We start from the raw sequence: 25,623 nt of genomic DNA, 5'->3' as shown, positions 1-25,623 counted from the left end.
TTTCTGGAGAATTCTATGTCGTTCAAAAATTTTGAACGTACACCATTGAATCTGAGCATCTTAATGATGCTCAGTTTTGGTTTGGTGACTATTGCTCATGCAGATGATACTGCACAAGTGAATCCTGCAAGCACGCAAGCCTGTGTTGCGCTCGAATCTAATGCTGACCGTTTGGCTTGTTACGATAAAATATTTAAAACACCTACCGTTGCTCCGCAAGTCTTGGTGTCAGAGCAACGTGCTGCTTTAGATATTCAAAAAGCCAATGTAGAACCTGAAACACTCAAAGATAAAATCACCCAGAAAGCAGAAAATTTATTTGCCATTCATGGTGATAAAATTGATCCAAATACCTCATTACTTGATCGACGTTGGGAGCTTTCTCAAGACAGTAAATTAGGTACATGGAATATTCGCGCGAATCAACCTGTTTATTTGCTTCCTGCATTTTGGACCAGCAAGAAAAATGAATTTCCGCAGAGTCCAAATCCTCAAAACACCGTGGATGAAGATCAAAATTTAAAGTCAATGGAAGCTAAATTTCAGATTTCTTTAAAAACCAAAGCTGCCGAAAATATTTTTGGAAACAATGGTGATGTTTGGGTTGGTTATACCCAATCGTCTCGCTGGCAAGTTTATAACAGTGAAGAGTCTCGTCCATTTCGTGAAACAAATTACGAACCTGAAGCAAGTTTGATTTTTAGAACCAATTATAATTTATTGGGCTTAAATGGTCGCTTGCTGGGTTTGACTTTGAATCATCAGTCAAACGGACGTTCTGATCCGCTATCACGTAGTTGGAATCGGGTTATTTTAAATCTTGGTTTTGAAAAAGATAATTTTGCCTTGATGGTGCGTCCGTGGTATCGCATCGAAGAAGATTTTAAGGATGACAATAACCCTGACATTAAAAATTATATCGGTCGTGGTGATTTGACTGCATTCTATCGCTGGAATGACAATGATTTTTCTTTGATGCTACGTCACTCTTTAAAAGGTGGGGATGATTCGCACGGCGCAATGCAATTTGATTGGGCGTTTCCAATTAAAGGCAAGTTACGTGGGCATTTTCAATTGTTTGATGGTTATGGCGAAAGCTTGATTGATTATAATCACCGTGCGACTTATGTAGGTCTAGGTGTTTCATTAATGAATTGGTATTAATCATTTAAAATAGTGTTGATTGGCTAGATTTAAATAACAAGCTGTCTTTATATAAGACAGCTTTTTTGTTTTTGATTATTGATTTATAAGGAAGAGTTGTTGTTTTATTTGGATAAATAAGCGGAAAGCTCAAGTGTGCTATTTGCAGTATAAGATGAGGCATAGCCTACGCAAAGCGATTAAAATTTTAAAAGTAAAGTGTGGCATTGCTAAATTTTTATAATCAAATAATTTTTTACATATAATTGATTTAATTTAAAATATTAATTATGAAAAAATATATTCTTGAGTCTGAGTTTTTGACTGGTTGACTATATAATAAAAAACCACGCTATTTTTAACGTGGTTTTTTATAATCTGGCTATTTAAACACTTTATTTACGAAGTGCTGACTGTTGAATCTTCATCTTCTGTGGCGGCTTTTGGTTCAGGTTCAACTAAGAAACCACCAGTCTGTCTATGCCATAAATGTGCATAAATACCATTTTGTGCGATCAGTTCCTCGTGAGTACCTTGTTCTGCAATTTGACCTTGATCTAACACAATCAAACGATCCATTTGTGCAATGGTTGAAAGACGATGAGCAATCGCGATCACAGTTTTATTTTGCATTAACTCATCTAAGCTCGATTGAATTGCAGCTTCAACTTCGGAGTCTAAAGCACTGGTTGCTTCATCCAAGATTAAAATAGGCGCATCTTTTAAAAATACACGTGCAATGGCAATACGTTGACGTTGACCACCCGAAAGTTTTACTCCACGCTCTCCGACATAAGCATCATAGCCAGTACGGCCTCTTAAATCTGAAAGTTGCGGAATAAACTCATCTGCTTTGGCTTTTCTTACTGCTTCATACATTTCTTCATCAGTCGCATCAGGGCGGCCATATTTGATATTTTCCGCAACTGTACGATGTAATAAAGAAGTATCTTGGGTCACAAGCGCAATATTTTTTCTTAAGCTGTCTTGAGTGACTTCTTCAATATTTTGACCATCAATGGTAATTTTTCCATTATTGATGGTGTAAAAATGTAAAAGTAATTGAATTAATGTGGATTTTCCAGCGCCTGAACGTCCTACAATACCAATTTTTTCACCTGGTTGAATGTTTAAATTAAAGTGATCAATGACTTTTTTGCTGTTATAAGCAAATGTGACATCGCTAAATTTAATATTACCTTGAGTCACAACAAGTGGTTTGGCATCTTCTTTGTCTTGGATATTGATCTGACGACCTAAAGTTTGCATACCATCTTGAATTGTGCCGACATTTTCAAATAGGGCAGAGGTTTGCCACATCATAAACTCAGCCATACTGTTAAGTTTAAGAATCATGGCTGTTGTTGCTGCAATCACACCAATCGCTGCTTGACCCTGTAACCATAACCAAACAGCAGTACCTAATACCCCAAAGAATAAAACGGCTGTCAGTAAATTGATACAAAGTTCATATGCAGTGCCTAAACGCATTTGTTTGAACACTGTACGCATAAACTCTTTCATTGACTCTTTTGCATACTGGCTTTCACGGCCTGCATGTGCAAAAAGTTTTACTGTCTGAATGTTGGTATAGGCATCGGTTACACGTCCAGTCATCACCGCACGCGCATCGGCTTGTTCTTTGGAAATTCGTCCTAATCTTGGAATGTAATATAATGCCGCACTGACAAACAACGCCAACCATAATAAAAGTGGAATCAATAGAATAGGAGAAATTGATCCCAATACGATACTGATGGTGATGAAATAGATGACAACATAAGTCACCATGTCGCCCAAAATCACCCAAAACTCACGTACCGCTAGCGCAGTCTGCATGACTTTGGCAGATAAACGTCCAGCAAAGTCATTATGGAAGAAGTCTAAGCCTTGGCGTAGCATTAGATTATGAAATCTCCAACGCAAACGCATTGGAAAACTACTGTATAAAATCTGATGTCTGATAATGGATTGCATACTGGCAAAAAAGATATTTGCCAACAGAATACAGCTTAAAAAGATCAAATTTTCACGATGATTTACTAAAAAGTCTTGAGGTTTAGATTGTGTCAACCAATCGACTAAATGTCCAATTTGTGAAAAAAATAAAGCTTCAAAACTTGCTGTTGCAGCAGTGAATAATATTAAAATCAATAAATAACGCTTAACACCAGTCGCAGCTTGCCAAACAAATGGAAAGAACTTGGTGGGTAATGGTTCGTTTAAACCTTTCGACGGATATGGATCTACTAACTTTTCAAACCATTGCAGCAACATAAAATCCTCGTGGAAATTTTATAGATTGATTAAATTGTAAAATATTGAAATGAAGTTACAACCTGAACAGCTTAAATTATTTTAAGGCAAATTCAGCAGAAATTGGGAGAATAGTGGGGTAATGTAGATTGTATAGTTTTCGCGGAAATTACACCAGTTATTTATATCGAATAAAAACGATTTATACTGTACCTAAAGCTTGTTAAAAAAACTTATCGATTCAATCAGGATTGCCCAATGAATATAGATTAGCCATTGAGCATCCTAAAAAACTGATCAAATTTACTTAGCACAGTGTTAAAACGCTAGATGTCTACTTTTTTATTTTAGGTTTTAAATCATTTACAAAGAGTATCAATCCAAACAGTATTGGGCTACTCAGTATGCATAAGGCCACAAAAGAGATGCTATTGCCATAATTTACACTGAATAAAAATAAAGCCGAGATGATCAACGCAAACGCGATAACTTTTACCAGTTTCACATGTTGCGCTAAAACAGACAATTTACTTTTCTGAGTCTTGGTGATCTGCTTTGAGCTGACCAAATACAAGCTATAACTGGCAATCAGGATCAGGAGAAATGCTAAGGCCAATATCATGACACAGACTCCTGCGCTGGTTTTTGTTCCAGCTTTTTCTTGATCTTCGCCACAGCTTTGTTTTGAATGGGTGTGATTCTTTGATGTAAAAAAATCGCTAAAATGGCAAATAACCAGATCATTAAGTCCACACGTAAAAATAACCAATAATCCTGTAATGAATGAATATATTGATTAGAAATCAGATAATAGACATTTAAAATAGGCAAAGCTAATGTCATAGCAATCAGCAACTTGAGCTGAGTTTTCCAGAGATATTGTTGTTTGGTGCAGAGCGCAATAATAAAACTGAATAACCACAAAGTAAAAAATGTATAGACTTCATAATTCGGTGTATTTGCTTGAAGTTGCACAAAACGATTGGCATATAAATAGCCTAACATTGCAATGGGTAAACCAATAATCATCGTGGTATTGAGTCGGTTTACTAGATAATGTCCAAAGTGAAAATGATCATTTTTCTTTTGTAATTGTCGTTTTAAACTCCAGAGCAATAAGCCCGAAGCAATCATTGCACAACCTAAGAGGCCAGAAAAAAATAAGCCTAAACGCAATAAAGGTTGGGCAAAATTCGCCATATGCAGCCCGTACATACTGGCATTTAATGTTGCAATTGCACTGTTATTACGGGTATTCCCAATTAAAGTACCAGTAGCGCCATTAAAGCTAAGTTGTGCTTGATTACGTGTAATCGAATGATCTTCTAAGGCAGTAATTGTGAGCTTGGCAAGCTGTGTATTGGGCTGATCAACGGTAATATTATCAATATTCGTTTTTCCCCATTGCTGTTGGGTTTGTTGCAGGAAATGTTGAATAGATAACATATTCTTCGGCTGTGCTTGTTGAGCCTTGTTTGCAGTTGAAACATGACGAATTTCATCAAAATACTGATATGGATTATCTGGATAGGCTTTTTTCATCCCTGTAGGGAAAAGCAGATAGAAAAAGATCGCCAAGCCGGTAAATGTAATGGTTAAGAAAAAGGGCAATGCGATTACCGAACTTACATTATGAAAATCTAAATATGAACGCTGACCTTTAAATGCTCTTAAAGTAAAGAAATCGGTAAATATCTTTTTATGGGTAATAATGCCTGAAATCAAGGCTATAAACATAATTAACGCTGCAAAGGTGACAATCAAACGCCCAATTGAATAAGGCATTCCATAAAGCTGATAATGAAACCCATAGAAGAAATCACCGCCTTGTGTGGCAGAAAGACTCAATTCTTTACCTGTATTGGCATCTAAAGTTTTACTTTCATAACCACCATCGGCTTTTTGCCAATAAACTTTATTTGCAGGGGTATTCTGGTTTGCAACGCCGATATACCAACTTTTTGCATCTGGGGCATTTTTTTGCAAATAAGCATACGCGGACTGTATAGCCGATTCCTGTTTGATTTGCATACTTGCGAACTGTGGTTGCATCCACATACTAATTTCATGGCGATAATATGTTGCAGAACCCGTCAAAAAAATTGCAAATAACAGCCAGCCGAAAGTAAGCCCAATCCAAGAATGTAACCATGCCATAGATTGACGAACAGATTTATGCATGAGTTAACCTATAAACTTGGAAAATAGGAAAAAAGTAGTGACCAACACCAGGCTGATCAGCGTAAGTTTCTTTAAAGAATGAATACAAAAGCTTAGAATCACAAAAATAATGTAAAAAATAAGTGCGCTAAATGCCGCCAAGTAAATAGATTCAGCTTTGGCAAAATAAGGATAAAACACATCAATTAAAGCTAAGGATACTAAATAACTGCACACATAGCCCATACCAAAAGCCAGTATAAAACGATAGAGCACTGATAAAGGGTAGAGCACAATCTGCATAACGATCACTTTCTTGCAATTGAAAACGCCTTAATCTTAAAAGATTAAGGCGAATTCAGATTAGTATTTAAATTTCACTGCAACATTATAGTTTGTAGATGGGCCATAAAATGCCTGACCATCTGGAAAGCTATATAAATATTTTTTGTCTGTTACATTGTTTGCATTTGCTTGAAGCGAAATATGCTTATTCAAGTCATAGCTGGTCATCAAATTTACTAAAGCATAAGCATCTTGGGTAATTGTACTCTTTACAGTAGAGTCATACAGCTTGGTTGCATCTTGCCATTGTAAGGCTGCGCCAATTTTCAGTTTAGGTATAGCTGGAATGGTATAGGTGGTTAAAAGATTAATGGTTTGGTTGGGGTTGTAAGTACGTGCCTCTCCACCATTTTTTAAATCTTTTAAGCTAAATTGGCTATAGCCAAATGACAGATTTAAATGATCTGTTAATTGTCCAGCCAGTCCAACTTCTACCCCTTGAGAGCGTAAGTCACTGGTTTCAACTTTTCGATTGAGAATATTTCCATCTGAATTGCGCAAAGGGTAATTACTTTGTTCTGTTCGAAACACCGCCAAAGTTCCAGTGAGTTTGTCATCTAGCCATGAACTTTTAATACCAGCCTCATAGCTTTCACCTTCAACTGGTTTGAGTGCTTTATTATCAGTACCCACTCCAGATTGTGGGCGGAAAATAGAGGTATAGCTTAGATAACCTGTGTATTCAGGGCTAAAGTTATAGGTAATGCCAGCATAAGGAGATACTTTGTTTTCATCATAGGCCATTGATGAACCGTAACTTTCACCTTCACTTTTAGCTTGAACATAATTTAAACCGAGTAAAAGTTTCAAATCATCGTTTAAGTGTAGTCGTGTTGCAGCATATACAGAATTGAGCTTTTGAGTATAGTTTGCAGCATCACTAAAAGCAGACCAAGTTACTGATTGGGGTGTCCAGCTTGCCCAATCTGTGGTTTGATTATTATTAATATTGCTGTCATTAATTGTGCCTGAGGTCTGTTGATCATACTGTTTATTTTGTAGATAACTATAACCCAGTGTCGCTTCGTGCTCACGGCCAAATAATGAATATGAGCCTTGTAGATTTAAGTCGGCAAAATGACTTTTTAGACTTTCTTTTCCGCCCCAAGCGGTAAGGGCTACACCCGCTCCATTTTGATCAGGATAACCGAAATAATAGAGTAAGTTACTGTTATGGTCAGTTTGGGTGTAGTTATAACTCAGCTTAGCTGTCCACTTGTCATTAATTTTTTGCTTTAATTCAGCAAAAGCATTTTGTGACTTATTATCCCAATATGCCCAATCTGGATTGGGATTATAATTACGCTCATAGGAAAGTTGTTTCCCATCTGCACCGAGAAGTGGTAAGGCACCCCAATTATTTGCATTAGGTTTGTTCTGTTGTTGGCTATAACCGACAGTTAATAACGTGGTATCACTTAAATCCGCATCAATGATGCCAGAAAATCCATTTTTCTCAGATGAATAACGATCTAGATAAGAATCCCCAGTTTGCTCATAACCCATCAAACGTCCGCGGATGCTACCTTCTTTGTTTAATGCACCTGAAACATCTGCTTCATAACGTTGGGTATTCCAAGAGCCATAACTTAGTCCAGCATTGGCTTGAAATTCTTGGGTAGGGCGTTTACGGATATAATCGATTGTTGCGCTTGGATCACCAAAAGCATTGGTTAAAGCATCTGCACCTTTAATTACGTCAATACGATCATAAAAATACGTATCAGGATTGGTATTATTATAATTGTAGCTGCTAGAAGGAAAGCCGACGCCATCAGTTAAAATATTTGAGATTTCAAAACCACGAGCGGTGTAGGTTGAACGTTCGGTTTCCTGATTGCTAACAGTAATACCGGGAGTATTACTTAAAGCCTCACGTGCACTGTTGAGCGCAAAATCATTTAATTGCTGACGTGTCACCACATTCACTGTTTGTGGGGTTTCTTTGACAGGAATATTTAGCTTGGCCGCACTTGCTGATTTTTTAACGATATAAGATTTTGATTGTTCAGAGCTTAATTCAGTTTGATCCGCTGTGGCTTGAACTGAAATTGTGGGTAGATTTTCAATATCTTCAGCAAAACTCTGCTGAGCACTGAGTACCGCTAAACTAAGAATAGAGAACTTAAAGCTGTGTGGGAGAGAATTCAACATTGTTTATCTTAAATGATAATAATTATCGCTTAGTTTATTGTTTGTAAGAAGTGCTTACAAGCGTCGTGCAATTGAAAATATAAATAGAAAATAAAATAACGATAGAAAATTAGATGAATTGTTTTATAAATTCACGTATTTGCCATAGCAGTATCCTGTTTTGAGTATTCACAATTAAATCTGATGAATATGCTATCATGCAGTTATAGTGCTGATCAGGAAGAATATCTTGCAAAATCGAAAGCTTAAAATTGGAATTGTCGTAGGTGAGGTATCGGGGGATACTTTAGGCGCAAAACTTATTCGTCGTTTTCGTGAACAGGGTATTGATGCTGAATTTGAGGGGATTGGTGGTCCTCAAATGATTGCAGAAGGATTTAACAGTTTTTATTCAATGGATATTTTATCTGTGATGGGAATTGTTGAAGTGCTTAAAGATTTAAAAAAATTATTTGCTGTACGTGATGGTCTAGTCGAAAAATGGACTGCCAATCCTGTAGATGTTTTTATCGGTATTGATGCGCCAGACTTTAACTTACGTCTTTCAAAAAGTATAAAACAGAAAAACTTGCCGATTAAAACAGTGCAATATGTCAGTCCATCTGTATGGGCTTGGCGACAAGGACGGGTACATGGTATCAAAGCCAGTATAGATTTAGTGCTTTGTCTATTTCCTTTTGAAAAAGGCTTTTATCAACGATATGATGTACCAGCAGCCTTTGTTGGGCATCCACTGGCAAGTCAATTGCCATTACAAAATCCAATTTTGGATGCAAAGCAAGAGCTTGGTTTAGATATTAGTCAAAAGCATATTGCCTTGTTACCGGGAAGTCGGCGTGGTGAGATTGAACGACTTGGGCCGTTGGTTTTAGATGCTGCAAAAATTCTTCATCAAAAATATCCAGATTATCAGTTCCTGATTCCTGCCATTAATGATTTACGCAAACAGCAAATTCAGGAATTATTAAAGCATTATCCAAGTGACTTGGTCGCAAAAATTCATTTACTGGAAAATACCGATAAAGAATCAAAAATTGGTCGTCAGGTTATGAATGCTGCCAATATTGTGGCTTTGGCATCGGGGACAGCGACACTTGAAGCATTATTGTTACATCGTCCAATGGTGACTTTTTATAAGTTGAATTGGTTAACCTATGTGATTGCGAAATTTTTAGTGAAAATTCCGTATTATTCATTGCCGAATATTATTGCGGGTAAAAAAGTGATTCAAGAGCTCATTCAACAAGATGCCACAGCAGAAAATTTAGCCAATCAAATTGAAAAATTAATGAATATTGAAGCTGCACAAATTCAGGTGATGCAATTAATCACCATGCATAAGCAACTTTTGGCTGGAAATAGTGAAGATCCGGTTCAGGCGATTTTAGCAATTTTAACAGCTTGATTTTTAATGCTAACAACCGATTAAGCAAATATCCGTTTGCTTATCGAGCTGCTGGAATACTTTGTAATCAGTTTAGAAAACCTTTAACCAATAAAAACTCCTCTAAATCTAAGATAAAGAGGAGTATGTATAAATTAATTTCTGGGTTTGAGTGTGAAAACTATTCCGCCCGAACTTTAAGTTCATAACCTGTATATTTACGAATATTGATGACACCCGTATCCATAATCAGATATTGACCTTTGATTCCTTGTAGCTTGCCGCGAATGATTGGAGTTTTATCTAAATTGTGCGATTTAACTTTTTCAGGATAAATATCGACAGGGTAGATAAATTCACGGGGTAATTCATTTTCTAACAATTCAACCGTTTCATTAAACTCAAGGTTTTGCGCAAACTCATCGCGAATGCTTTGAATCTTTGGGGAAAACTCTTGAACCAATTCATTACGAATTTCAATCAGATCAATCGGTTCAGCTTCACCTTTAAGTAGCTTTCGCCAATCCGTTTTATCTGCAACCTGTGTTCCAAACATGACTTCAAGTTGACCTGAAAGACGGCGCGAACCGACTTTTAAAATAGGCAGTGCTTGGGTCGCACCTTGGTCTAACCAGCGTGTTGGCATTTGACCTAGACGGGTAATCCCCACTTTTAAAGCACTTGAGTTTGCTAGATATACTATATGCGGTTGAAAGCAAACTTCATGAGCAAAATCATCTTCACGGCAAGTACCTAAATGATAATGGCAAGTTTCAGGCTTCATGATACACATGTCGCAAGACGCCTTGGTTTTCATGCATTTAAAGCAGTGGCCTTGTGAATAAGACTTCGGTGTTTTTGCGCCACAAGAAACACAATAAATATTTCCTGTCGCTTCAATCTCAATTTCCTGGCCTAAACTAAATGGTAGCTCGGTTTCTGAGCGATCTAATATAAATTTATATTCAACATTTGCCTTATGTGTTTGTTGATCAGTTACACTAAGGTCTTTAAGACCTGCATGCATTTTATGACAAATGCCTTGTAGTTCCATGTTTAATTACTCGCTTCAAAAAAGGTGCAGTTATGGCTGAGCAAAATGTCATCACTTCAATGCTAGACGATTTATCGCAAGAACAGCCAATTCAAACTGCATTGTGTATTGGGCAAAATTTAGCGCAATACCCTACAAATTATTCAATTCAATGGTCCTATTTTAACGTATCTGAGTTTTTAAGTCTGCCTTTTACGCAGCGATATGATTTAGGATTTGTACTTTTAGATACAGATGAAATGTCAGGGATCACCGATTTACAAAAATCGCAGTTATTGGTCAAGTTGCGTGATTTATTGGCAAAACGAATTGTCGTGGCATGTCAGCTAAAAGATGAGCAGTTACTCAGATCGCTAGGTTTTACCCAACTTATTGATAAAACTTTACATCAAAATGATTTTGCACTTTGGCAGTTTAATATTTTGACCTATAAACATGTACCAGATTGGTTTAATTCTAAGTTTTGGGCCAATCCAGAAAACTGGAATAAATTTCGTTGGTAGTGATTTTATTTTGGTTATAAAATCAGTCTTAAGCTATTGCAAAATTTAACAATTCCAATTTTGGTGAATAGGATAAAGCCAAGTATGCTGTACTTGTCTCATAAAACTTAAAAAAGGAAAACTCATGACAGATTTAACCAATATTGTGGAAATTCTGGCAAAACAAGCACTTGGCGGACAACAACAATCACAAGGCGGGCTAGGTGGTGGATTGGGCGGGGTACTTGGTTCAGTACTCGGTGGCTTGGGTGGGCAGCAGCAACAATCACAAGGTGGATTGGGTGGCGTGCTTGGTTCAGTTTTAGGTGGTTTGACAGGTGGACAACAACAACAAGCACCGCAAGCGGGTGGTTTTAATGCCTCTTCTTTATTGATTGCAGTTGTGCCATTGGTCTTGGGTTGGATTCAACAAAATGGTGGTCTACAAGGTGCTTTAGCTAAATTGCAAGGCGCAGGTTTAGGTGGGCAGGTTCAAAGTTGGGTCGATCCGTCACAAGGTAATGGTGCTGTAAATGTAGAGCAAATCCAGAGTTTATTTGGTGGTCAGCAAGTTGAACAAGTTGCTCAACAAGCCAATGTTCCGACTACTGAAGTATATGGTGCAATCTCTACAGTATTACCGCAAATTATTGATTCACTCACACCACAAGGTGATGCAACAGATCACACTGAAGCCAATGGTGATATTCAAAATGTCATGAATTTGGTATCAGGCTTTTTAAAGTAAAATCGAATATAAAAATGATCAAAGCCAGTCAATAGCTGTTGACTGGCTGATTTAAATTAAGGCTGTGGGTCATCGCCAATTGCTTCGCTACTTTTTACGTCGCCATTCTGTTTCTTTTTAACATATTTAATTTGTCCATATCCTTCAGCATACCATTCATCCAATGTTTCATCTCCGATTTGAGAAATAAAATGACATGCATTATCAAACTTTAAGGTATTGTCATCATTGTCAATTAAAGTCAGATCTTCAAATCCTACAAATACTACGTCAATCGTCTTATTGTTTTCAGACTTATCATTGTTATCCATTTGCGATTCAATGACCGCGTTATACGTCATTTGGAACTTTTGCTGTGGTTTAAGATTGGATGGGAATGTTGGAAGCGGAGCTTGATAAGTGGTTTTTACCAGCACATCATTTGGATTTGATCCCAGTGCAGCAATACCATAATCCAAATTTGCAAGCATGGTACGACCAGTTAAATCGTAGATATAATCTGTACGCACACCTGCGCCTTGTCTAACGATTGCTATCGCATTCTGATTGTTAAAGGTTGTGGGAACAATCTGTATTTGTGTTTCTTCATTATTGTTCAGGGTAAACTGTTTGTTCGGTTCTAACTTAAAACAATCATCTGAATTGGCTGCTTTATATGCTTTTTTAACTGCTGGGGCTTCTGCTTGATGTTCAGAACTGTCATGCGGTTTATTTTTAGAGCAAGCAACACTAAAAATAGAGAGTAAGCTAATTACAACAACAGTTTTCTTCATTTTTACCCTAGACGATAAAGTTTAAATTTCACGAGGCTATTTTTCACTATGGACCAATAAAAAACAACCATATTCTTACGAAATATGGTTGGAGTAAACTTTATATTTATGAGTTGCTTGTTATTCAGCTAAGACAGTTTTGTCTTCCTCTTCATCATCTTCAGCAGAATCCATACCTAATTCTTTGAGTTTGCGGGTTAAAGTATTACGCCCCCAACCTAAGAGTTCAGCAGCATGACGTTTACGACCACGAGTTTGTTGAAGTGCTGCGATGATCAAAGTACGTTCAAACATTGGAGTGGCAATGTCTAAAATTTTCATTTCGCCATTTTTCAGCTTTTGAATTGCCCATTGCGCTAATAACTCATCCCAATGGTGTAATGCTATACGATCAATACCAGCTTGCGCTTGACCTTGATCATCAGATTTATTGATTGGAATTTGTTTTAATTCTGACGGTAAGTCTTCTGGATAAACTTCACGGCCTGTGATCATCACAGTTAACCAGCGGCAGGTATTTTCTAGTTGACGTACGTTGCCTGGCCAAGGCAGTTTTTGAATATACTCTTGCGTTTCTGGGCGTAAAATTTTTGGACTAACCCCGAGCTCTTTACCCGCGCGTGCCAAGAAGTGTTGTGCCAACATCGGAATATCTTCAGAACGATGAGCAAGTTTAGGAATATGAATACGAATGACATTTAAACGATGATATAAGTCTTCACGGAAACGCCCATCATTGACCAACTTTTCTAAATCTTGATGTGTTGCTGCCACGATACGAACATCAACACGGACTGGAATATGACCACCAACACGATAAAATTCACCATCTGCCAAAACACGGAGTAGACGTGTTTGGGTTTCAAATGGCATATCACCAATTTCATCTAAGAATAAGGTTCCACCATTGGCTTGTTCAAAACGACCTTGGCGTTGAGTATTGGCGCCAGTAAATGCGCCTTTTTCATGACCAAATAATTCAGTTTCAATCAAATCTTTTGGAATAGCGGCCATGTTTAAAGCAATAAATGGTTTACTGCTTCTTGGTGAGTGGCGATGTAAAGCATGCGCAACTAACTCTTTACCTGTTCCAGATTCACCGTTGATCAATACAGTAATATGCGATTGAGATAGACGTCCAATGGCGCGAAAAACTTCCTGCATTGCAGGGGATTCACCAATAATCTCAGTAGATTGAATCGGGGTAACTTTTGCGGATTCTTGTTGTTGCAGTTTGTTGATATGCAAAATCGCACGATTCACCAAGGCAAGTGCTTCATCAATATCAAAAGGTTTTGGTAGATATTCAAAAGCACCTGTTTGATAGCTCGATACTGCAGATTCTAAATCTGAATGTGCTGTCATAATAATCACAGGCAGATCAGGATAACTTCCTTTGACTTTTCCTAGGAAGGTTAAACCATCAATGCCGGGCATACGAATATCAGTGAGAATGACATCTGGAGCATTGCTTGGAAGTTGATCTAAAGCAGATTGTGCTTCTTCAAAACTGGTGACATCGAAGCCTTCTTCTTTAAATGTTTTTTCCAAGACCCAACGCATAGCACGGTCGTCATCGATCACCCAAATTTTATTATGCGACATGGTTAGACTCCCAAGGTAGATATAAGCTAAATACTGTTTTTCCAGGAACGGATTGGCATTCAATCATTCCGTTGTGTTGATGCATGATATTTTGTGCGATGCTTAAGCCAAGACCTGTTCCTTTGGCACGGCCAGTCACAAGTGGATAAAACACGGATTCTAAAATTTCTTCAGGAACACCGGGGCCATTGTCTTCAATATCAATACGAATGGCTGATTTATTCAGTACGCCATTAATCGTCACCAAACGTTGGATGCGTGTACGCAACATCAGTTCAGGTTGATGATCAATAAAAAACTCACGATTCTCAGTCATCGCCTGTACCGCATTGACACTGATGTTGAGCATCACTTGAATTAGTTGATCGCGATCTGCTTTAACATCAGGCAATGAAAGGTCATAGTCTCGTGTGATTTTAATTTTTTTCTTGGTCTGATTTACAATTAATGAGCGAACACGTTCAAGCGGTTCATGTACGTTGACCAATTCGTAGCTTGGGAGTTGACGTGAACCCAGCATAGTGTCAGCAAGGTTTCTTAAACGATCGACTTCACTGATAATAATATCGGTGAACTCTGCGTACTGTGGATCATTTAAACTACGAGCAAGCAGTTGAGTCGCGCCACGAATTCCACCTAATGGGTTTTTGATTTCATGTGCAACACCTCGAATCAATTGCCGTGCGACTTGGTGTTGTTGAATCAGGTTTTCTTCTTTAGAAATTTTAAGCATCCGATCAATCGGATTTAATTCAATTAATAGTAATGGGTGATAGGGTCTTCCTGTATTTAACTGCGATACGGAATAATCAACATGCATGTCTTTAAAGTTAACATTGATAATCGCTTCACGGCGTGTATAGGCTTGACCTGTTTTTATTGAGTTGTTTAATGCTTCCAAGGTATTAAAGCTATCATTTGGTGCATGTAAAATATTAATCACTGGCTGACCTGCCGCACGAAGCAAGCTAATATCAAACAATGCTTCGCATGATGAATTAAGATAAAAAATATTTAAATTACAATCGACCAAAAGAATTGCAGTGGTTAAATTATCCACAAGCAATCTATAATCAATTGTTGGGTATTGATCCATTAGCAGAGCTTTCCTGTCTTTAAATAGCGCAATGGCATCTGCACCTCGTTTTCTATTTTCCCGAACATGGGTGATTGAATCGGTTAAATCGTCCTGATATAAAGCAAGATGCACGCCAACTTTTATATACTGCGCAGTTTTCTTACATGAATGATAAAAATTGCGCATTTACTGCGCTTTATTCAAGTGTAAAAACCAGCATTCATATTACGCTATCATTATATTGTTCCAAAATGGTGCATTGTAGTAATTTAATTATTTGATTGGATGTATTTTGGTGCATTATACAAAGAGTGCAGTTTCCACCTGTTTTTATCTCTTGAAAAGTCATACAATACGCGGATTATAGTGGAGCGCAGATTCATGAAGTCCCCCAAAGTCGGTTTTGTATCTTTAGGTTGTCCTAAGGCATTGGTAGATTCTGAACGCATTTTAACGCAGTTAAAGACTGAAGGTTATGATGTTGCATCAGATTATGAAGGTGCTGATTTAGTTGTTGTGAACACCTGTGGTTTTATTGAATCTGCAGTACAAGAGTCTTTAGACGCAATTAGTGAAGCCATGAGCGCCAATGGTCGTGTGATCGTCACAGGCTGTTTGGGTAAAGATGAAGATAAAATTCGTCAGATGCATCCAAATGTCTTAAAAGTGACAGGTGCGGCGGCGTATCAAGATGTGATGGAAGCTGTCCATCAGTATGTTCCAGAACCACCAAAACACAATCCTTTTGTAGATCTTGTACCTGAACAAGGTATTCGTTTAACACCTAAACATTATGCTTATTTAAAAATATCAGAAGGCTGTAACCATCGTTGCACATTCTGCATTATTCCAAGCATGCGTGGTGATCTTGTGTCACGTCCTGTTGGCTCTGTATTAAATGAAGCACAGGCGTTAAAGAAAGCGGGTGTAAAAGAAGTCTTGGTGATTTCTCAAGACACTTCCGCTTATGGTGTAGATACCAAATATAAGCTTGATTTCTGGAATGGTCAGCCTGTTAAAACCAAATTCTATGACATGTGCGAAGCGCTCGGTCAGTTAGGGATTTGGGTGCGATTACATTATGTTTATCCATATCCACATGTGGATGCGGTGATTGACTTAATGGCACAGGGTAAAATTCTTCCGTATTTAGACATTCCTTTTCAACACGCCAGTCCGCGCATCTTAAAATTGATGAAGCGACCAGCTCATAGTGAAAACACCTTGGAACGTCTAAAATTATGGCGTGAAAAATGTCCTGAATTGGTTATTCGTTCAACATTTGTGGTGGGTTTCCCTGGTGAAACTGAAGAAGATTTTCAAATGTTATTGGACTGGTTACAAGAGGCGAAACTTGATCGTGTGGGTTGCTTTACCTACTCACCTGTAGAGGGTGCAACAGCCAACGATTTGCCTGATCATGTTCCTGAAGAAATTAAGCAACAACGCTATGAACGTTTTATGGAAGTTCAACAAGCGATTTCTGCTGAAAAACTGCAAAGTCGTATTGGTCAAACCATGACGGTTTTAGTGGATGATCTTGAAGAAGAATTCCCAGTCGCAGTTGCACGCTCTTATGCAGATGCACCTGAGATTGATGGTAATGTTTTTGTTGAAGATATTGATAAGTCAGTGATTAAAGCTGGTGATTTACTTGAAGTCGAAATTACAGATGCAGATGAATACGATTTGTTTGCCAAGTTGATTCGCGTTAAATCAGCTTAAGTGTTGCCGATTTCGATTTGATTAAATACGAATAAAATTGTAGATATAAGTATTGGAGTTTTGTGATGTTAGATTCTAAAAAGCCGCGCTATGAGCGAATTTTGCTGAAACTTTCAGGTGAAGCGCTTGCGGGTAATAAAGACATGGGGATTGATGCCCAAGTCTTAGATCAAATGTCTTTATCTATTGCTCACTTGGTTGGTTTGGGTGTGCAAGTGGGTATTGTAGTTGGTGGTGGTAACTTATACCGTGGTAGTCAATTACAAAAAGATGGTTTGGTTGGCCGTGTAACGGGTGATCAAATGGGTATGCTTGCTACGGTAATGAATGGTTTGGCATTACGTGATGCTTTGGTTCGCCGTAACATCAAAACCCGTTTAATGTCTGCATTGCCAATTGGTGCAGTAGTTGAAGCATATTCAAGCCGTGATGCAATTCGCCACTTAACTCAAGGTGAAGTGTGCGTATTTGTTGCTGGAACAGGTAATCCGTTCTTTACAACGGATACAGCAGCATGCTTACGTGGTATTGAAATTGAAGCAAACCTTATTTTAAAAGCCACTAAAGTTGATGGTGTCTACAATAAAGACCCAAGCAAATATGATGATGCTGTTAAATATGACCATTTAAGCTTTGATGAAGTTTTAGATGAGAAACTTGGTGTCATGGATTTAACTGCAATTTGCTTATGCCGCGATCACAATGTGCCACTTCAAGTATTTGATATGAACAAGTCTGGTGCTTTGCTTTCTGTGGTAATGGGCGAAAAAGAGGGCACTCACGTTACAAACTAATGTACGTGGGTAGTAAAGCTCTTTATACTACTGCAATTTTAGATTAGGGTGTATTGACACTTCGTCTGTTTATGAAATGTCACTAGACCCCATACACATTTAGATAAATAAGTAAGGAAGATCATATGATTAACGATCTTAAAAAAGACGCAGAAGACCGTATGAATAAGTCATTGGAGTCTTTGGAACATGGTTTTGCAAAGGTTCGTACAGGTCGTGCGCATCCATCCATCCTAAATGGAGTTATGGTTCCTTACTATGGTTCTGACGTGCCATTAAATCAAGTGGCTAACGTGGGTGTTGAAGATTCACGTACTTTGTTAGTTCAACCATTTGAACGTTCAATGGTTTCTGCAATTGATAAAGCAATCCGTGAATCAGATTTGGGCTTAAACCCAGTAACTGCTGATGCGATTCGTGTGCCAATGGCAGCTTTGACAGAAGAAACACGTAAAGATATGCAGAAAGTTGCACGTAACGAAGCAGAAAATGCCAAAGTTGCGATTCGTAATATCCGTCGTGATGTTTTAGGCGATATCAAATCATTATTAAAAGATAAAGAAATTTCTGAAGATGATGAGCGTCGTGCAGGCGATGATATCCAAAAAATTACCGATAAATTTGTTGCTGAAGTGGACAAACGTCTTGCTGCGAAAGAAGCTGAATTGATGAAGGTCTAAGATTTAAATGACCACATCTGAAGACAACCATCTTCCAAAACATGTTGCCATCATCATGGATGGCAACAATCGTTTTGCAAAAAAGAAACAACTGCAAAAAGGTGATGGACACCGTGAAGGTAAAAATGTCCTTGATCCAATTGTAGAGCATTGCCGTAAAGTTGGTGTTCAGGCGCTTACTGTGTTTGCTTTCTCAAGTGAAAACTGGAACCGACCGCAGTATGAAGTTGATTTGTTAATGAAATTGTTAGAAGACACAATTCATGAGCAAATTCCACGGATGGAAAAATTCGAAATTTCGTTGAGATTTATTGGTGATCGTAGTCGGCTTTCTCCAGAGCTACGTGAATTAATGTTGCATGCTGAACAAAGGACTGCTAAGTTCAGTAACATGACTTTAACAATTGCGATTAGTTATGGTGGTATGTGGGATATCGCAGATACTGCACGTAAACTTGCGCAACAAGTTAAAGATCAACAAATTGATGTGAATCAAATCAATACTGAGTTATTTGCACAACAAATAAGTTTGGGGGATTTGCCACCCGTGGATTTATTGATTCGTACAGGCGGTGATTACCGACTGTCTAATTTCTTACTGTGGCAGGCTGCATACGCTGAGTTATATTTTACTGAGACATTATGGCCAGAATTTACAGTGCAAGAGTTGGATCATGCGTTCAATATTTTTTCAGGGCGTGAAAGACGTTTCGGAAAAACCTCTGAACAAATTCAACAAGAACATATAGAGAATTTATAATGTTAGAGCGGATTATAACCGCATTGGTATTGGTGGCAGTTGTACTGAGTTGTATGTTTGCAACAAAATCTCAATATCCAATGTTAGTGTTAATGATTATCGCAGCTGGGGCAGCAGGTTATGAGTGGTTTAAACTCATGCCACATGAATCTGACCATGTGAAGAAAATTAAAGCTGCTGGATTCGGTGTATTGACCGCTTTTTTTTCAGGGTTAGCATTATATTTTAATGATTTGGCGCTTATTCTTTGGAGTGCCTCTATTCTCACTTGGTTGTGTAGTCTGTATTGGGTAAAACATTATCCTGAATATGATGGCTGGTACAATATCACTTTAAATATTGTTGGCTTGGTTTTAATCAGTGCCGCAGTTACCGCTATTTTTGAAGTTTGGAAAAGTTCACCTTGGTGGTTGATGTACCTGTTCCTGTTGGTTTGGGGTGCGGACAGTGGTGCATATTTTGTTGGGCGTAAATTTGGTAAGCGTAAACTTGCGCCAGATGTGAGTCCAAACAAATCAATCGAAGGCTTAATTGGTGGGATTGTCACTGTTGCGATTGTGATCATCGTGGTTCAATCGATTTACCTACATTTAACGCTTCCACAACATATTCTTTTCCTAGTTTTGTCTATTGTGACTGTGTTTAGCTCTGTGCTTGGCGACTTGTTTGAATCTATGATCAAACGTCGTGCAGGAATTAAAGACTCAGGTCGTATCCTTCCAGGACATGGTGGGGTGCTTGATCGTATAGATTCATTGCTTGCTGCGGCTCCGTTTTTTGCGGCTGGCATGTATGTTTTAAAACTTATTGGTGTAGATTTATAGATGTCACAATCTGTTTGTATATTAGGTGTTACAGGTTCTATTGGGCGCAGTACTTTAAAAATTTTACAACAGCATTCGGACCAGTATTCAGTTTTTGCAGTGACTGGATTTAGTCGAATCAAAGAACTCAGTGAAATATGCAAACAATATCGACCGAAATGTGTTGTTGTACCATCGGATAAAGTAGATGAGTTACAACAGCTACTTGCTATACATCATATTTTTGATATCGAAATCCTCACAGATGAAGCAGGGCTTATCACCGTATCGGAACATCCTGATGTAGATGTGGTGATGGCTGCAATTGTTGGTGCAGCAGGATTGTTGCCAACTTTAGCCGCAGTGAAAGCAGGTAAGCGCGTTTTACTTGCCAACAAAGAAGCCTTGGTGATGTCTGGCGATATTATGCTTCAAGCAGCTAAAGATCATCATGCTTTGTTACTGCCTGTTGACTCTGAACATAATGCTATTTTTCAATGTCTTCCGCAAAATTATTTACAGATTCAACCCAATGGTGAGCCTCAATTGGGGGTCAAGCAAGTTTTGTTGACTGCTTCAGGCGGCCCATTTTTAAACTTTAGCTTAGAACAATTAAAAACCGTAACACCTGCACAAGCCTGTAAACATCCAAATTGGTCGATGGGACAAAAAATCTCGGTAGATTCTGCAACCCTGATGAATAAAGGTTTAGAATTGATCGAAGCATGTCATTTATTTTCAATTAAAGAACAATTTGTTACAGTTGTTGTTCATCCACAAAGTATCATTCATTCAATGGTTCAATATGTGGATGGTTCAACTTTGGCTCAAATGGGTAATCCTGATATGTGTACGCCGATTGCGCATGCACTTGCGTGGCCTGAGCGGATTCAAACGCATGTCCCGCCTCTGGATTTATTTGTCCATTCACAACTCGATTTTCAAGCACCAGATATTACGCGGTTTCCATTGCTTAAACTGGCTCGACATGCTATGCAGGCGGGCGGATTGGCACCGTCTATTCTCAATGCTGCCAATGAAATTGCTGTGAGTGCTTTTTTACAGCAAAAAATTGCATTTTTAGAAATTTCACAAGTGGTTGAACATACTTTAAATCACGTTCAAAATGGTTTGGCAGATTCGATTGACACGATTTTGCAGACAGATCAACTTGCGCGCCAAGTTGCTTCACAACGCATTACACAATTGGGAAGCTGATCATGAGTGTTTTATTTATCATTGTTGCTGCCATCTTCTTACTTGGTCCGCTGATTGCGATTCATGAATTTGGGCATTATTGGGTTGCACGTAAACTCGGTGTAAAAGTATTGGTCTATTCGATTGGTTTTGGTCCAACTTTGTTGAAGTGGACATCGAAAAAATCAGGCATCCAATATCAACTTTCTGCATTACCACTGGGTGGTTATGTCAAAATGTTGGATGAGCGTGAGGGGAATGTTAGTGCGGAAGATTTGCCGTTAGCATTTAACCGTCAGCCACCATGGAAGCGTATTGCGATTGTTGCTGCAGGCCCATTGATCAATTTGATTTTTGCAATAGTCCTATTTTGGATCCTATTTCTACCTGCACAAGAGCAATTAAATACTCGTGTTGGTGCAATTCTACCGAATACACCTGCTGCAACAGCTCAAATGCAGATTGGCGATAAAATTGTTGCTGTAGATGGAACAGATGTCAGCACTTGGGAAAAACTTAACTATGCCATCGTTGATCGTGTTGGTGAAACAGGTCATATCGATGTTCAGGTTGAGCGCAATGGTCAGCCGCAGAGTTTTGCTTTACCGATCAAGAATTTCTTAAAAGACCAAAGCCAGTCACCATTTGATGTGCTAGGTTTTACCCCATATCGTCCACAGATTCCTGCAACTGTTTATAAGTTAAGTAGTGATGGCGCTGCGATTCGTCAAGGGATGAAGGAAGGTGACCAAATCATTTCAATCAATCAAGTGAAAATGAAAGATTGGTTTGATGTGGTAGATGTGGTACAAAAATCACCTGAAAAGTTACTTAAAGTTGATGTGTTGCGCCAAGGGCAGATTGTACATTTACAGGTAATGCCGCAAGGTAAACGCGACAATATGGGAAATGTAACAGGTATGTTGGGTGTGCAAGCACAGACTGATAAACTGACAATTCCTACTGAATATAAACAAACAATTCAATATAATCCTGCTGAAGCTTTTGTTGTTGCTGTTGAAAAGACTGGGCAACTTTCAGCAATGATTTTGAATTCGATGGTGAAGATGGTGCGTGGTTTAATTGGCTTAGATAATTTGTCGGGTCCAATTACCATTGCAAAAGTCGCCGGTCAAAGTGCTGAAATGGGGTGGCAGACGTTCATTTCATTTATGGCTTTGATGAGTGTGAGTTTGGGGATTTTAAATTTATTGCCTATCCCGATGTTAGATGGCGGTCATTTGGTTTATTACATTATTGAAGCAATTCGTGGTAAGCCTGTTTCTGAACAAATACAATTGGTTGGGTTAAAAATTGGTATGGTACTGCTTGGTAGCATGATGCTTCTTGCAATATTTAATGATTTTATGCGTTTATAACGCAATTGTGGATTAACTTACTGGAAAATAATAGGCATGCAGCACTCACATTTATTTATGCCATTAGCGCTCGTTAGTGCGATGGCAGCTGTACAGCAAGTACAAGCGGCAGATGAGTTCATTGCACGTGATATCCGTGTGGATGGCTTGGTTCGTTTAACGCAACAAAATGTTCTTGCACTTTTACCAATAAATAGTGGTGACCGTGTCAATGATCCTGCAATTGCGGATTCAATTCGTGCTTTGTACGCTTCAAATCTTTTTGATGATATCCAAGCATCTAACCAAGACGGTGTCTTGGTGTTTAAAGTGATTGAACGTCCAGTAATTTCAAAAATTAATTTTAAAGGCAATAAACTAATTCCAAAAGAAGCTTTGGCGGATGGTTTAAAGAAAATGGGCTTGGCCGAAGGCGAAGTGCTTAAAAAATCTGCCTTACAAACCTTAGAAACTGAGTTAGAGCAACAATATGCTCAACAAGGTCGTTATGATGCAGATATTAAAGTTGAACAAGTTGCTCAACCTAATAACCGCGTTGAATTGAATATCAATTTTAATGAAGGTAAGCCTGCAAAAGTCTTTGATATCAATATTATTGGTAATACCGTATTTAAAGAAGACGACATTAAACAGGCGTTTGCGGTAAAAGAGAGTGGCTGGTTATCGGTTATTTCTCGAAATGACCGTTATGCACGTGAAAAAATGTCAGCAAGTCTAGAGTCATTGCGTGCGCTATATCTCAATAAAGGTTATATCAATTTTGATATTAACAGTTCAAATTTAAATCTTAGTGAAGATAAAAAACATATCTTTATTGAAGTTTCAGTGAATGAAGGCGAGCAGTTTAAATTTGGCGAAACTAAATTTTTAGGCGATGCCCTTTATAAAACTGAAGATCTACAAGCGCTACAAATCTATAAAGATGGTACAACTTATTCTCAAGAAAAAGTCAATGCTGTAAAGCAGTTACTGCTACGTAAATACGGTAATGCGGGTTACTACTATGCAGAAGTGAATGTGGTCCCTGAAATCAATAATGAAACCCATATTGTTGATTTAAATTACTATATTAACCCTGGTCAACAAGTGACTGTGCGTCGCATTAACTTTACCGGTAATACCAAAACTGCGGACGAAGTATTACGTCGTGAAATGCGTCAAATGGAAGGTGCTTTAGCAAGTAACGAAAAAATTGACTTGTCTAAAGTCCGTTTAGAACGTACTGGTTTCTTTAGTAAAGTTGATGTTAAACCTGTTCGTGTACCGAACTTGCCAGATCAAATGGACTTGAATATTGATGTTGAAGAACAGCATTCTGGTACCAGTACATTGGCAGTCGGTTACTCTCAGAATGGTGGTATCACATTCCAAGCAGGTTTAAGTCAAACCAACTTTATGGGAACAGGTAATCGTGTTGCTATCGATTTATCTCGTTCAGAAACCCAAGATTATTATAACTTAAGTGTGACTGACCCATACTTTACCATTGATGGTGTTAGCCGCGGTTATAACATGTACTACCGTAAGACCAAGTTAAATGATGATTATAACGTTAACAACTATGTGACGGACAGTATTGGTGGTGGTGTTACATTTGGTTATCCAATCGATGAAAACCAAAACATTAGTGCGGGTCTAAACATTGACCAAACTAAAGTAACCACCGGTGCTTATGTTTCAACTTATGTACGTGATTATTTGTTAGCAAATGGTGGCAAGCAAACCCATACATCAACATATTGTACAGTTGATTTAGAACCACTTTATGAGGACCCAAAAGATCCTACCAAAATAACTGGTTATAAAGACTGTCCTGCTGATAAGTTATCTCCATACGGCGATGCATTTGAAGGTAAATATCTAACTTATAATTTAAATTTAGGCTGGTCATATAATACACTGAATCGTCCAATTTTCCCTACAAATGGTACAGCACATCGTATCAATGCTGAAATCGCATTGCCTGGTAGTGATGTTGAATATCAAAAAGTTACTTACGATGCACAGACTTATTTCCCATTAGGTCGTGATTTCGTATTACGTGGCTATGGTAAGTTAGGTTATGGTAATGATTTACCATTCTATAAAAACTTCTATGCGGGTGGTTTTGGTTCAGTCCGTGGTTATGACAACAGTACATTAGGCCCAAAATACCCAGGCGTAACCTATAACGAAAGAAAAACCAAAGATTATGACCCTGAAGAAGTCGGTGGTAATGCTTTAGTACAATTCGGTACAGAATTGGCTTTACCAGTTCCATTCAAGGGAGATTGGGCACGTCAGATCCGTCCTGTGATCTTTGCTGAAGGTGCGCAAGTTTTTGATACAAATTGTAGTACTGCTACAGGTAAATTGTATTGGCAAGGTGGTGACACTGATCAAGGTGTTGATGCTAAAAAGTACTGTAAAGATAACTATGATTTTGACTTTGGTAACATGCGTTATAGTGTTGGTGTAGGCTTTACTTGGATTACCATGATTGGCCCACTTTCGTTGAGTTATGCATTCCCATTGAATGACAAACCGGGTGATGAAACTAAAAATATTCAATTCGAGATTGGTCGTACTTTCTAAGTGCGATCTTTTTACGAGATTTAACTTAATATAAGGAACAATGATGAAAACAATGAAAATGGCCATTATGGGCTTAGGCTTGGGTTTTGCTGGATTGGTTCAAGCGGCTGGTTTTGGTGTAGTTGATCTAGAAAAAGTTGTAGAAAGTAGCACCTACTTAAAGCAACAGAATGCAAGTTTAGAACAATCGGTTAAACCGCAAACAACAAAGCTTGAACAAATCACCAAAGATATTGAAGCGTTGAAACAAAAAGCACAGGCTCAAGGTGCAAATGTTCAGCAAATTAATGCGCAATACCAAGCAAAAGTGAATGAATTCCAAACGATTCAGCAAGGTGTTCAGGCGAAAGTGCAGAGCACAATTCAAAACACCAATGCAACTTTTGAGGCTCGTGTAAAGCAAGCTGCTGAACAATTGCGCCAAGAAGCTGGATTAGACTTTGTTTTGAATAAAAATTCAGCACTTGCTTATGACGCAAAGAGTGATTTAACTGCTAAAATAATCCAAAAGGTTAATGCAATTAAATAA

At 38.2% G+C, this 25,623-nt stretch carries 22 protein-coding genes; 13 read left to right on the top strand and 9 right to left on the bottom strand.

The genetic code is table 11. The features are described from left to right. Positions 1-15 precede the first annotated feature (15 nt). A complete protein-coding gene (locus M2R48_RS12350) occupies positions 16-1,164 on the top strand; it encodes a phospholipase A (RefSeq protein WP_004822164.1) in 1,149 nt (382 codons plus the stop codon). A gap of 378 nt (positions 1,165-1,542) precedes the next feature. Here M2R48_RS12350 and M2R48_RS12345 read toward each other — a convergent pair whose 3' ends face one another. From M2R48_RS12345 to M2R48_RS12325, 5 genes are all read right to left on the bottom strand, one after another. Next, positions 1,543-3,417, bottom strand: coding sequence for an ABC transporter ATP-binding protein (locus M2R48_RS12345; protein ID WP_262087491.1), 1,875 nt, complete (start codon positions 3,415-3,417; stop codon positions 1,543-1,545). Positions 3,418-3,733: 316 nt separating this feature from the next. After that, complete coding sequence (locus tag M2R48_RS12340) at positions 3,734-4,021, bottom strand: hypothetical protein (protein ID WP_262086317.1); 288 nt, start codon at positions 4,019-4,021, stop codon at positions 3,734-3,736. Beyond that, a complete protein-coding gene (locus M2R48_RS12335; RefSeq protein WP_262086316.1) occupies positions 4,018-5,580 on the bottom strand; it encodes a PepSY-associated TM helix domain-containing protein in 1,563 nt (520 codons plus the stop codon). The genes M2R48_RS12340 and M2R48_RS12335 overlap by 4 nt, the downstream gene beginning before the upstream one ends. A 3-nt stretch (positions 5,581-5,583) precedes the next feature. Beyond that, positions 5,584-5,862, bottom strand: a complete 279-nt coding sequence (locus M2R48_RS12330; RefSeq protein WP_262086315.1) for a hypothetical protein — start codon at positions 5,860-5,862, stop codon at positions 5,584-5,586. 60 nt (positions 5,863-5,922) lie between these two features. Then, complete coding sequence (locus M2R48_RS12325) at positions 5,923-8,058, bottom strand: TonB-dependent siderophore receptor (protein WP_262086314.1); 2,136 nt, start codon at positions 8,056-8,058, stop codon at positions 5,923-5,925. 229 nt (positions 8,059-8,287) lie between these two features. Here M2R48_RS12325 and lpxB point away from each other — a divergent pair, with 229 nt between their 5' ends. Further along, the gene (gene lpxB, locus M2R48_RS12320; RefSeq protein ID WP_262086313.1) at positions 8,288-9,463 is read left to right on the top strand and encodes a lipid-A-disaccharide synthase; all 1,176 of its coding nucleotides are present in this window, start codon (positions 8,288-8,290) and stop codon (positions 9,461-9,463) included. Positions 9,464-9,623: 160 nt separating this feature from the next. On the opposite strand, the gene M2R48_RS12315 is transcribed toward lpxB, so the two are convergent. Next, a complete protein-coding gene (locus tag M2R48_RS12315; RefSeq protein ID WP_004719710.1) occupies positions 9,624-10,496 on the bottom strand; it encodes a DUF2797 domain-containing protein in 873 nt (290 codons plus the stop codon). A 32-nt stretch (positions 10,497-10,528) separates the two neighbouring features. Between M2R48_RS12315 and M2R48_RS12310 the strand changes: the two genes are divergently transcribed. Further along, on the top strand, positions 10,529-10,999 hold the full coding sequence (locus M2R48_RS12310) for a DUF6231 family protein (protein ID WP_004822152.1): 471 nt from the start codon (positions 10,529-10,531) through the stop codon (positions 10,997-10,999). A gap of 124 nt (positions 11,000-11,123) precedes the next feature. After that, positions 11,124-11,726: a YidB family protein gene (locus M2R48_RS12305; protein WP_262086312.1), complete on the top strand. Its 603-nt coding sequence runs from the start codon at positions 11,124-11,126 to the stop codon at positions 11,724-11,726. Positions 11,727-11,782: 56 nt separating this feature from the next. Here the strand turns inward: M2R48_RS12305 and M2R48_RS12300 are convergent, their stop codons facing one another. From M2R48_RS12300 to glnL, 3 genes are all read right to left on the bottom strand, one after another. Beyond that, positions 11,783-12,499: a hypothetical protein gene (locus M2R48_RS12300; protein WP_262086311.1), complete on the bottom strand. Its 717-nt coding sequence runs from the start codon at positions 12,497-12,499 to the stop codon at positions 11,783-11,785. 120 nt (positions 12,500-12,619) lie between these two features. Further along, the gene (gene glnG / locus M2R48_RS12295; protein WP_004822147.1) at positions 12,620-14,104 is read right to left on the bottom strand and encodes a nitrogen regulation protein NR(I); all 1,485 of its coding nucleotides are present in this window, start codon (positions 14,102-14,104) and stop codon (positions 12,620-12,622) included. After that, a complete protein-coding gene (glnL, locus tag M2R48_RS12290; protein ID WP_034613940.1) occupies positions 14,094-15,200 on the bottom strand; it encodes a nitrogen regulation protein NR(II) in 1,107 nt (368 codons plus the stop codon). Before glnL ends, glnG begins: the two co-directional genes overlap by 11 nt. A 363-nt stretch (positions 15,201-15,563) precedes the next feature. On the opposite strand from glnL, the gene rimO reads away from it, so the two are divergent. From rimO to M2R48_RS12245, 9 genes are all read left to right on the top strand, one after another. Continuing rightward, the gene (rimO, locus tag M2R48_RS12285; RefSeq protein WP_262086310.1) at positions 15,564-16,907 is read left to right on the top strand and encodes a 30S ribosomal protein S12 methylthiotransferase RimO; all 1,344 of its coding nucleotides are present in this window, start codon (positions 15,564-15,566) and stop codon (positions 16,905-16,907) included. A gap of 65 nt (positions 16,908-16,972) precedes the next feature. Further along, positions 16,973-17,701 (top strand): UMP kinase, encoded by a 729-nt coding sequence (gene pyrH, locus M2R48_RS12280; protein ID WP_004719725.1) that lies wholly within the window; start codon positions 16,973-16,975, stop codon positions 17,699-17,701. A 125-nt stretch (positions 17,702-17,826) separates the two neighbouring features. Further along, positions 17,827-18,381 (top strand): ribosome recycling factor, encoded by a 555-nt coding sequence (frr, locus tag M2R48_RS12275; protein WP_004719727.1) that lies wholly within the window; start codon positions 17,827-17,829, stop codon positions 18,379-18,381. A 7-nt stretch (positions 18,382-18,388) separates the two neighbouring features. After that, complete coding sequence (gene uppS / locus M2R48_RS12270; RefSeq protein WP_004719730.1) at positions 18,389-19,141, top strand: polyprenyl diphosphate synthase; 753 nt, start codon at positions 18,389-18,391, stop codon at positions 19,139-19,141. Next, positions 19,141-19,965: a phosphatidate cytidylyltransferase gene (locus tag M2R48_RS12265; protein WP_004719733.1), complete on the top strand. Its 825-nt coding sequence runs from the start codon at positions 19,141-19,143 to the stop codon at positions 19,963-19,965. The genes uppS and M2R48_RS12265 overlap by 1 nt, the downstream gene beginning before the upstream one ends. Next, entirely contained in the window at positions 19,966-21,162 is a 1,197-nt protein-coding gene (gene ispC / locus M2R48_RS12260) for a 1-deoxy-D-xylulose-5-phosphate reductoisomerase (protein WP_262086309.1), read from the top strand. Positions 21,163-21,164: 2 nt separating this feature from the next. Continuing rightward, positions 21,165-22,520 carry an RIP metalloprotease RseP gene (gene rseP / locus M2R48_RS12255; RefSeq protein WP_262086308.1) on the top strand — a complete coding sequence of 452 codons (1,356 nt, stop codon included), beginning with the start codon at positions 21,165-21,167 and terminating at the stop codon, positions 22,518-22,520. A 36-nt stretch (positions 22,521-22,556) separates the two neighbouring features. Next, a complete protein-coding gene (gene bamA / locus M2R48_RS12250) occupies positions 22,557-25,094 on the top strand; it encodes an outer membrane protein assembly factor BamA (protein ID WP_262086307.1) in 2,538 nt (845 codons plus the stop codon). A gap of 43 nt (positions 25,095-25,137) precedes the next feature. Beyond that, positions 25,138-25,623, top strand: a complete 486-nt coding sequence (locus M2R48_RS12245; protein ID WP_004822135.1) for an OmpH family outer membrane protein — start codon at positions 25,138-25,140, stop codon at positions 25,621-25,623.

Origin of the sequence: Acinetobacter sp. I-MWF (assembly GCF_025433935.1) — a bacterium.
GTDB classification, from domain to species: Bacteria; Pseudomonadota; Gammaproteobacteria; order Pseudomonadales; family Moraxellaceae; genus Acinetobacter; species Acinetobacter guillouiae.
This window is presented reverse-complemented; position numbering and strand designations above follow the sequence as displayed.

Excerpts from the sequence above, each read along its gene's own strand:
- frr (WP_004719727.1), top strand. The coding sequence starts at position 17,827 with ATGATTAACGATCTTAAAAAAGACGCAGAAGACCGTATGAATAAGTCA.
- M2R48_RS12310 (WP_004822152.1), top strand. The coding sequence starts at position 10,529 with ATGGCTGAGCAAAATGTCATCACTTCAATGCTAGACGATTTATCGCAA.
- M2R48_RS12265 (WP_004719733.1), top strand. The coding sequence starts at position 19,141 with ATGTTAGAGCGGATTATAACCGCATTGGTATTGGTGGCAGTTGTACTG.
- pyrH (WP_004719725.1), top strand. The coding sequence starts at position 16,973 with ATGTTAGATTCTAAAAAGCCGCGCTATGAGCGAATTTTGCTGAAACTT.
- M2R48_RS12315 (WP_004719710.1), bottom strand. The coding sequence starts at position 10,496 with ATGGAACTACAAGGCATTTGTCATAAAATGCATGCAGGTCTTAAAGAC.
- rseP (WP_262086308.1), top strand. The coding sequence starts at position 21,165 with ATGAGTGTTTTATTTATCATTGTTGCTGCCATCTTCTTACTTGGTCCG.
- glnG (WP_004822147.1), bottom strand. The coding sequence starts at position 14,104 with ATGTCGCATAATAAAATTTGGGTGATCGATGACGACCGTGCTATGCGT.
- rimO (WP_262086310.1), top strand. The coding sequence starts at position 15,564 with ATGAAGTCCCCCAAAGTCGGTTTTGTATCTTTAGGTTGTCCTAAGGCA.
- M2R48_RS12330 (WP_262086315.1), bottom strand. The coding sequence starts at position 5,862 with ATGCAGATTGTGCTCTACCCTTTATCAGTGCTCTATCGTTTTATACTG.
- ispC (WP_262086309.1), top strand. The coding sequence starts at position 19,966 with ATGTCACAATCTGTTTGTATATTAGGTGTTACAGGTTCTATTGGGCGC.
- uppS (WP_004719730.1), top strand. The coding sequence starts at position 18,389 with ATGACCACATCTGAAGACAACCATCTTCCAAAACATGTTGCCATCATC.
- bamA (WP_262086307.1), top strand. The coding sequence starts at position 22,557 with ATGCAGCACTCACATTTATTTATGCCATTAGCGCTCGTTAGTGCGATG.
- M2R48_RS12305 (WP_262086312.1), top strand. The coding sequence starts at position 11,124 with ATGACAGATTTAACCAATATTGTGGAAATTCTGGCAAAACAAGCACTT.
- M2R48_RS12245 (WP_004822135.1), top strand. The coding sequence starts at position 25,138 with ATGAAAACAATGAAAATGGCCATTATGGGCTTAGGCTTGGGTTTTGCT.
- M2R48_RS12300 (WP_262086311.1), bottom strand. The coding sequence starts at position 12,499 with ATGAAGAAAACTGTTGTTGTAATTAGCTTACTCTCTATTTTTAGTGTT.
- M2R48_RS12335 (WP_262086316.1), bottom strand. The coding sequence starts at position 5,580 with ATGCATAAATCTGTTCGTCAATCTATGGCATGGTTACATTCTTGGATT.
- M2R48_RS12350 (WP_004822164.1), top strand. The coding sequence starts at position 16 with ATGTCGTTCAAAAATTTTGAACGTACACCATTGAATCTGAGCATCTTA.
- M2R48_RS12340 (WP_262086317.1), bottom strand. The coding sequence starts at position 4,021 with ATGATATTGGCCTTAGCATTTCTCCTGATCCTGATTGCCAGTTATAGC.
- M2R48_RS12325 (WP_262086314.1), bottom strand. The coding sequence starts at position 8,058 with ATGTTGAATTCTCTCCCACACAGCTTTAAGTTCTCTATTCTTAGTTTA.
- glnL (WP_034613940.1), bottom strand. The coding sequence starts at position 15,200 with ATGGATCAATACCCAACAATTGATTATAGATTGCTTGTGGATAATTTA.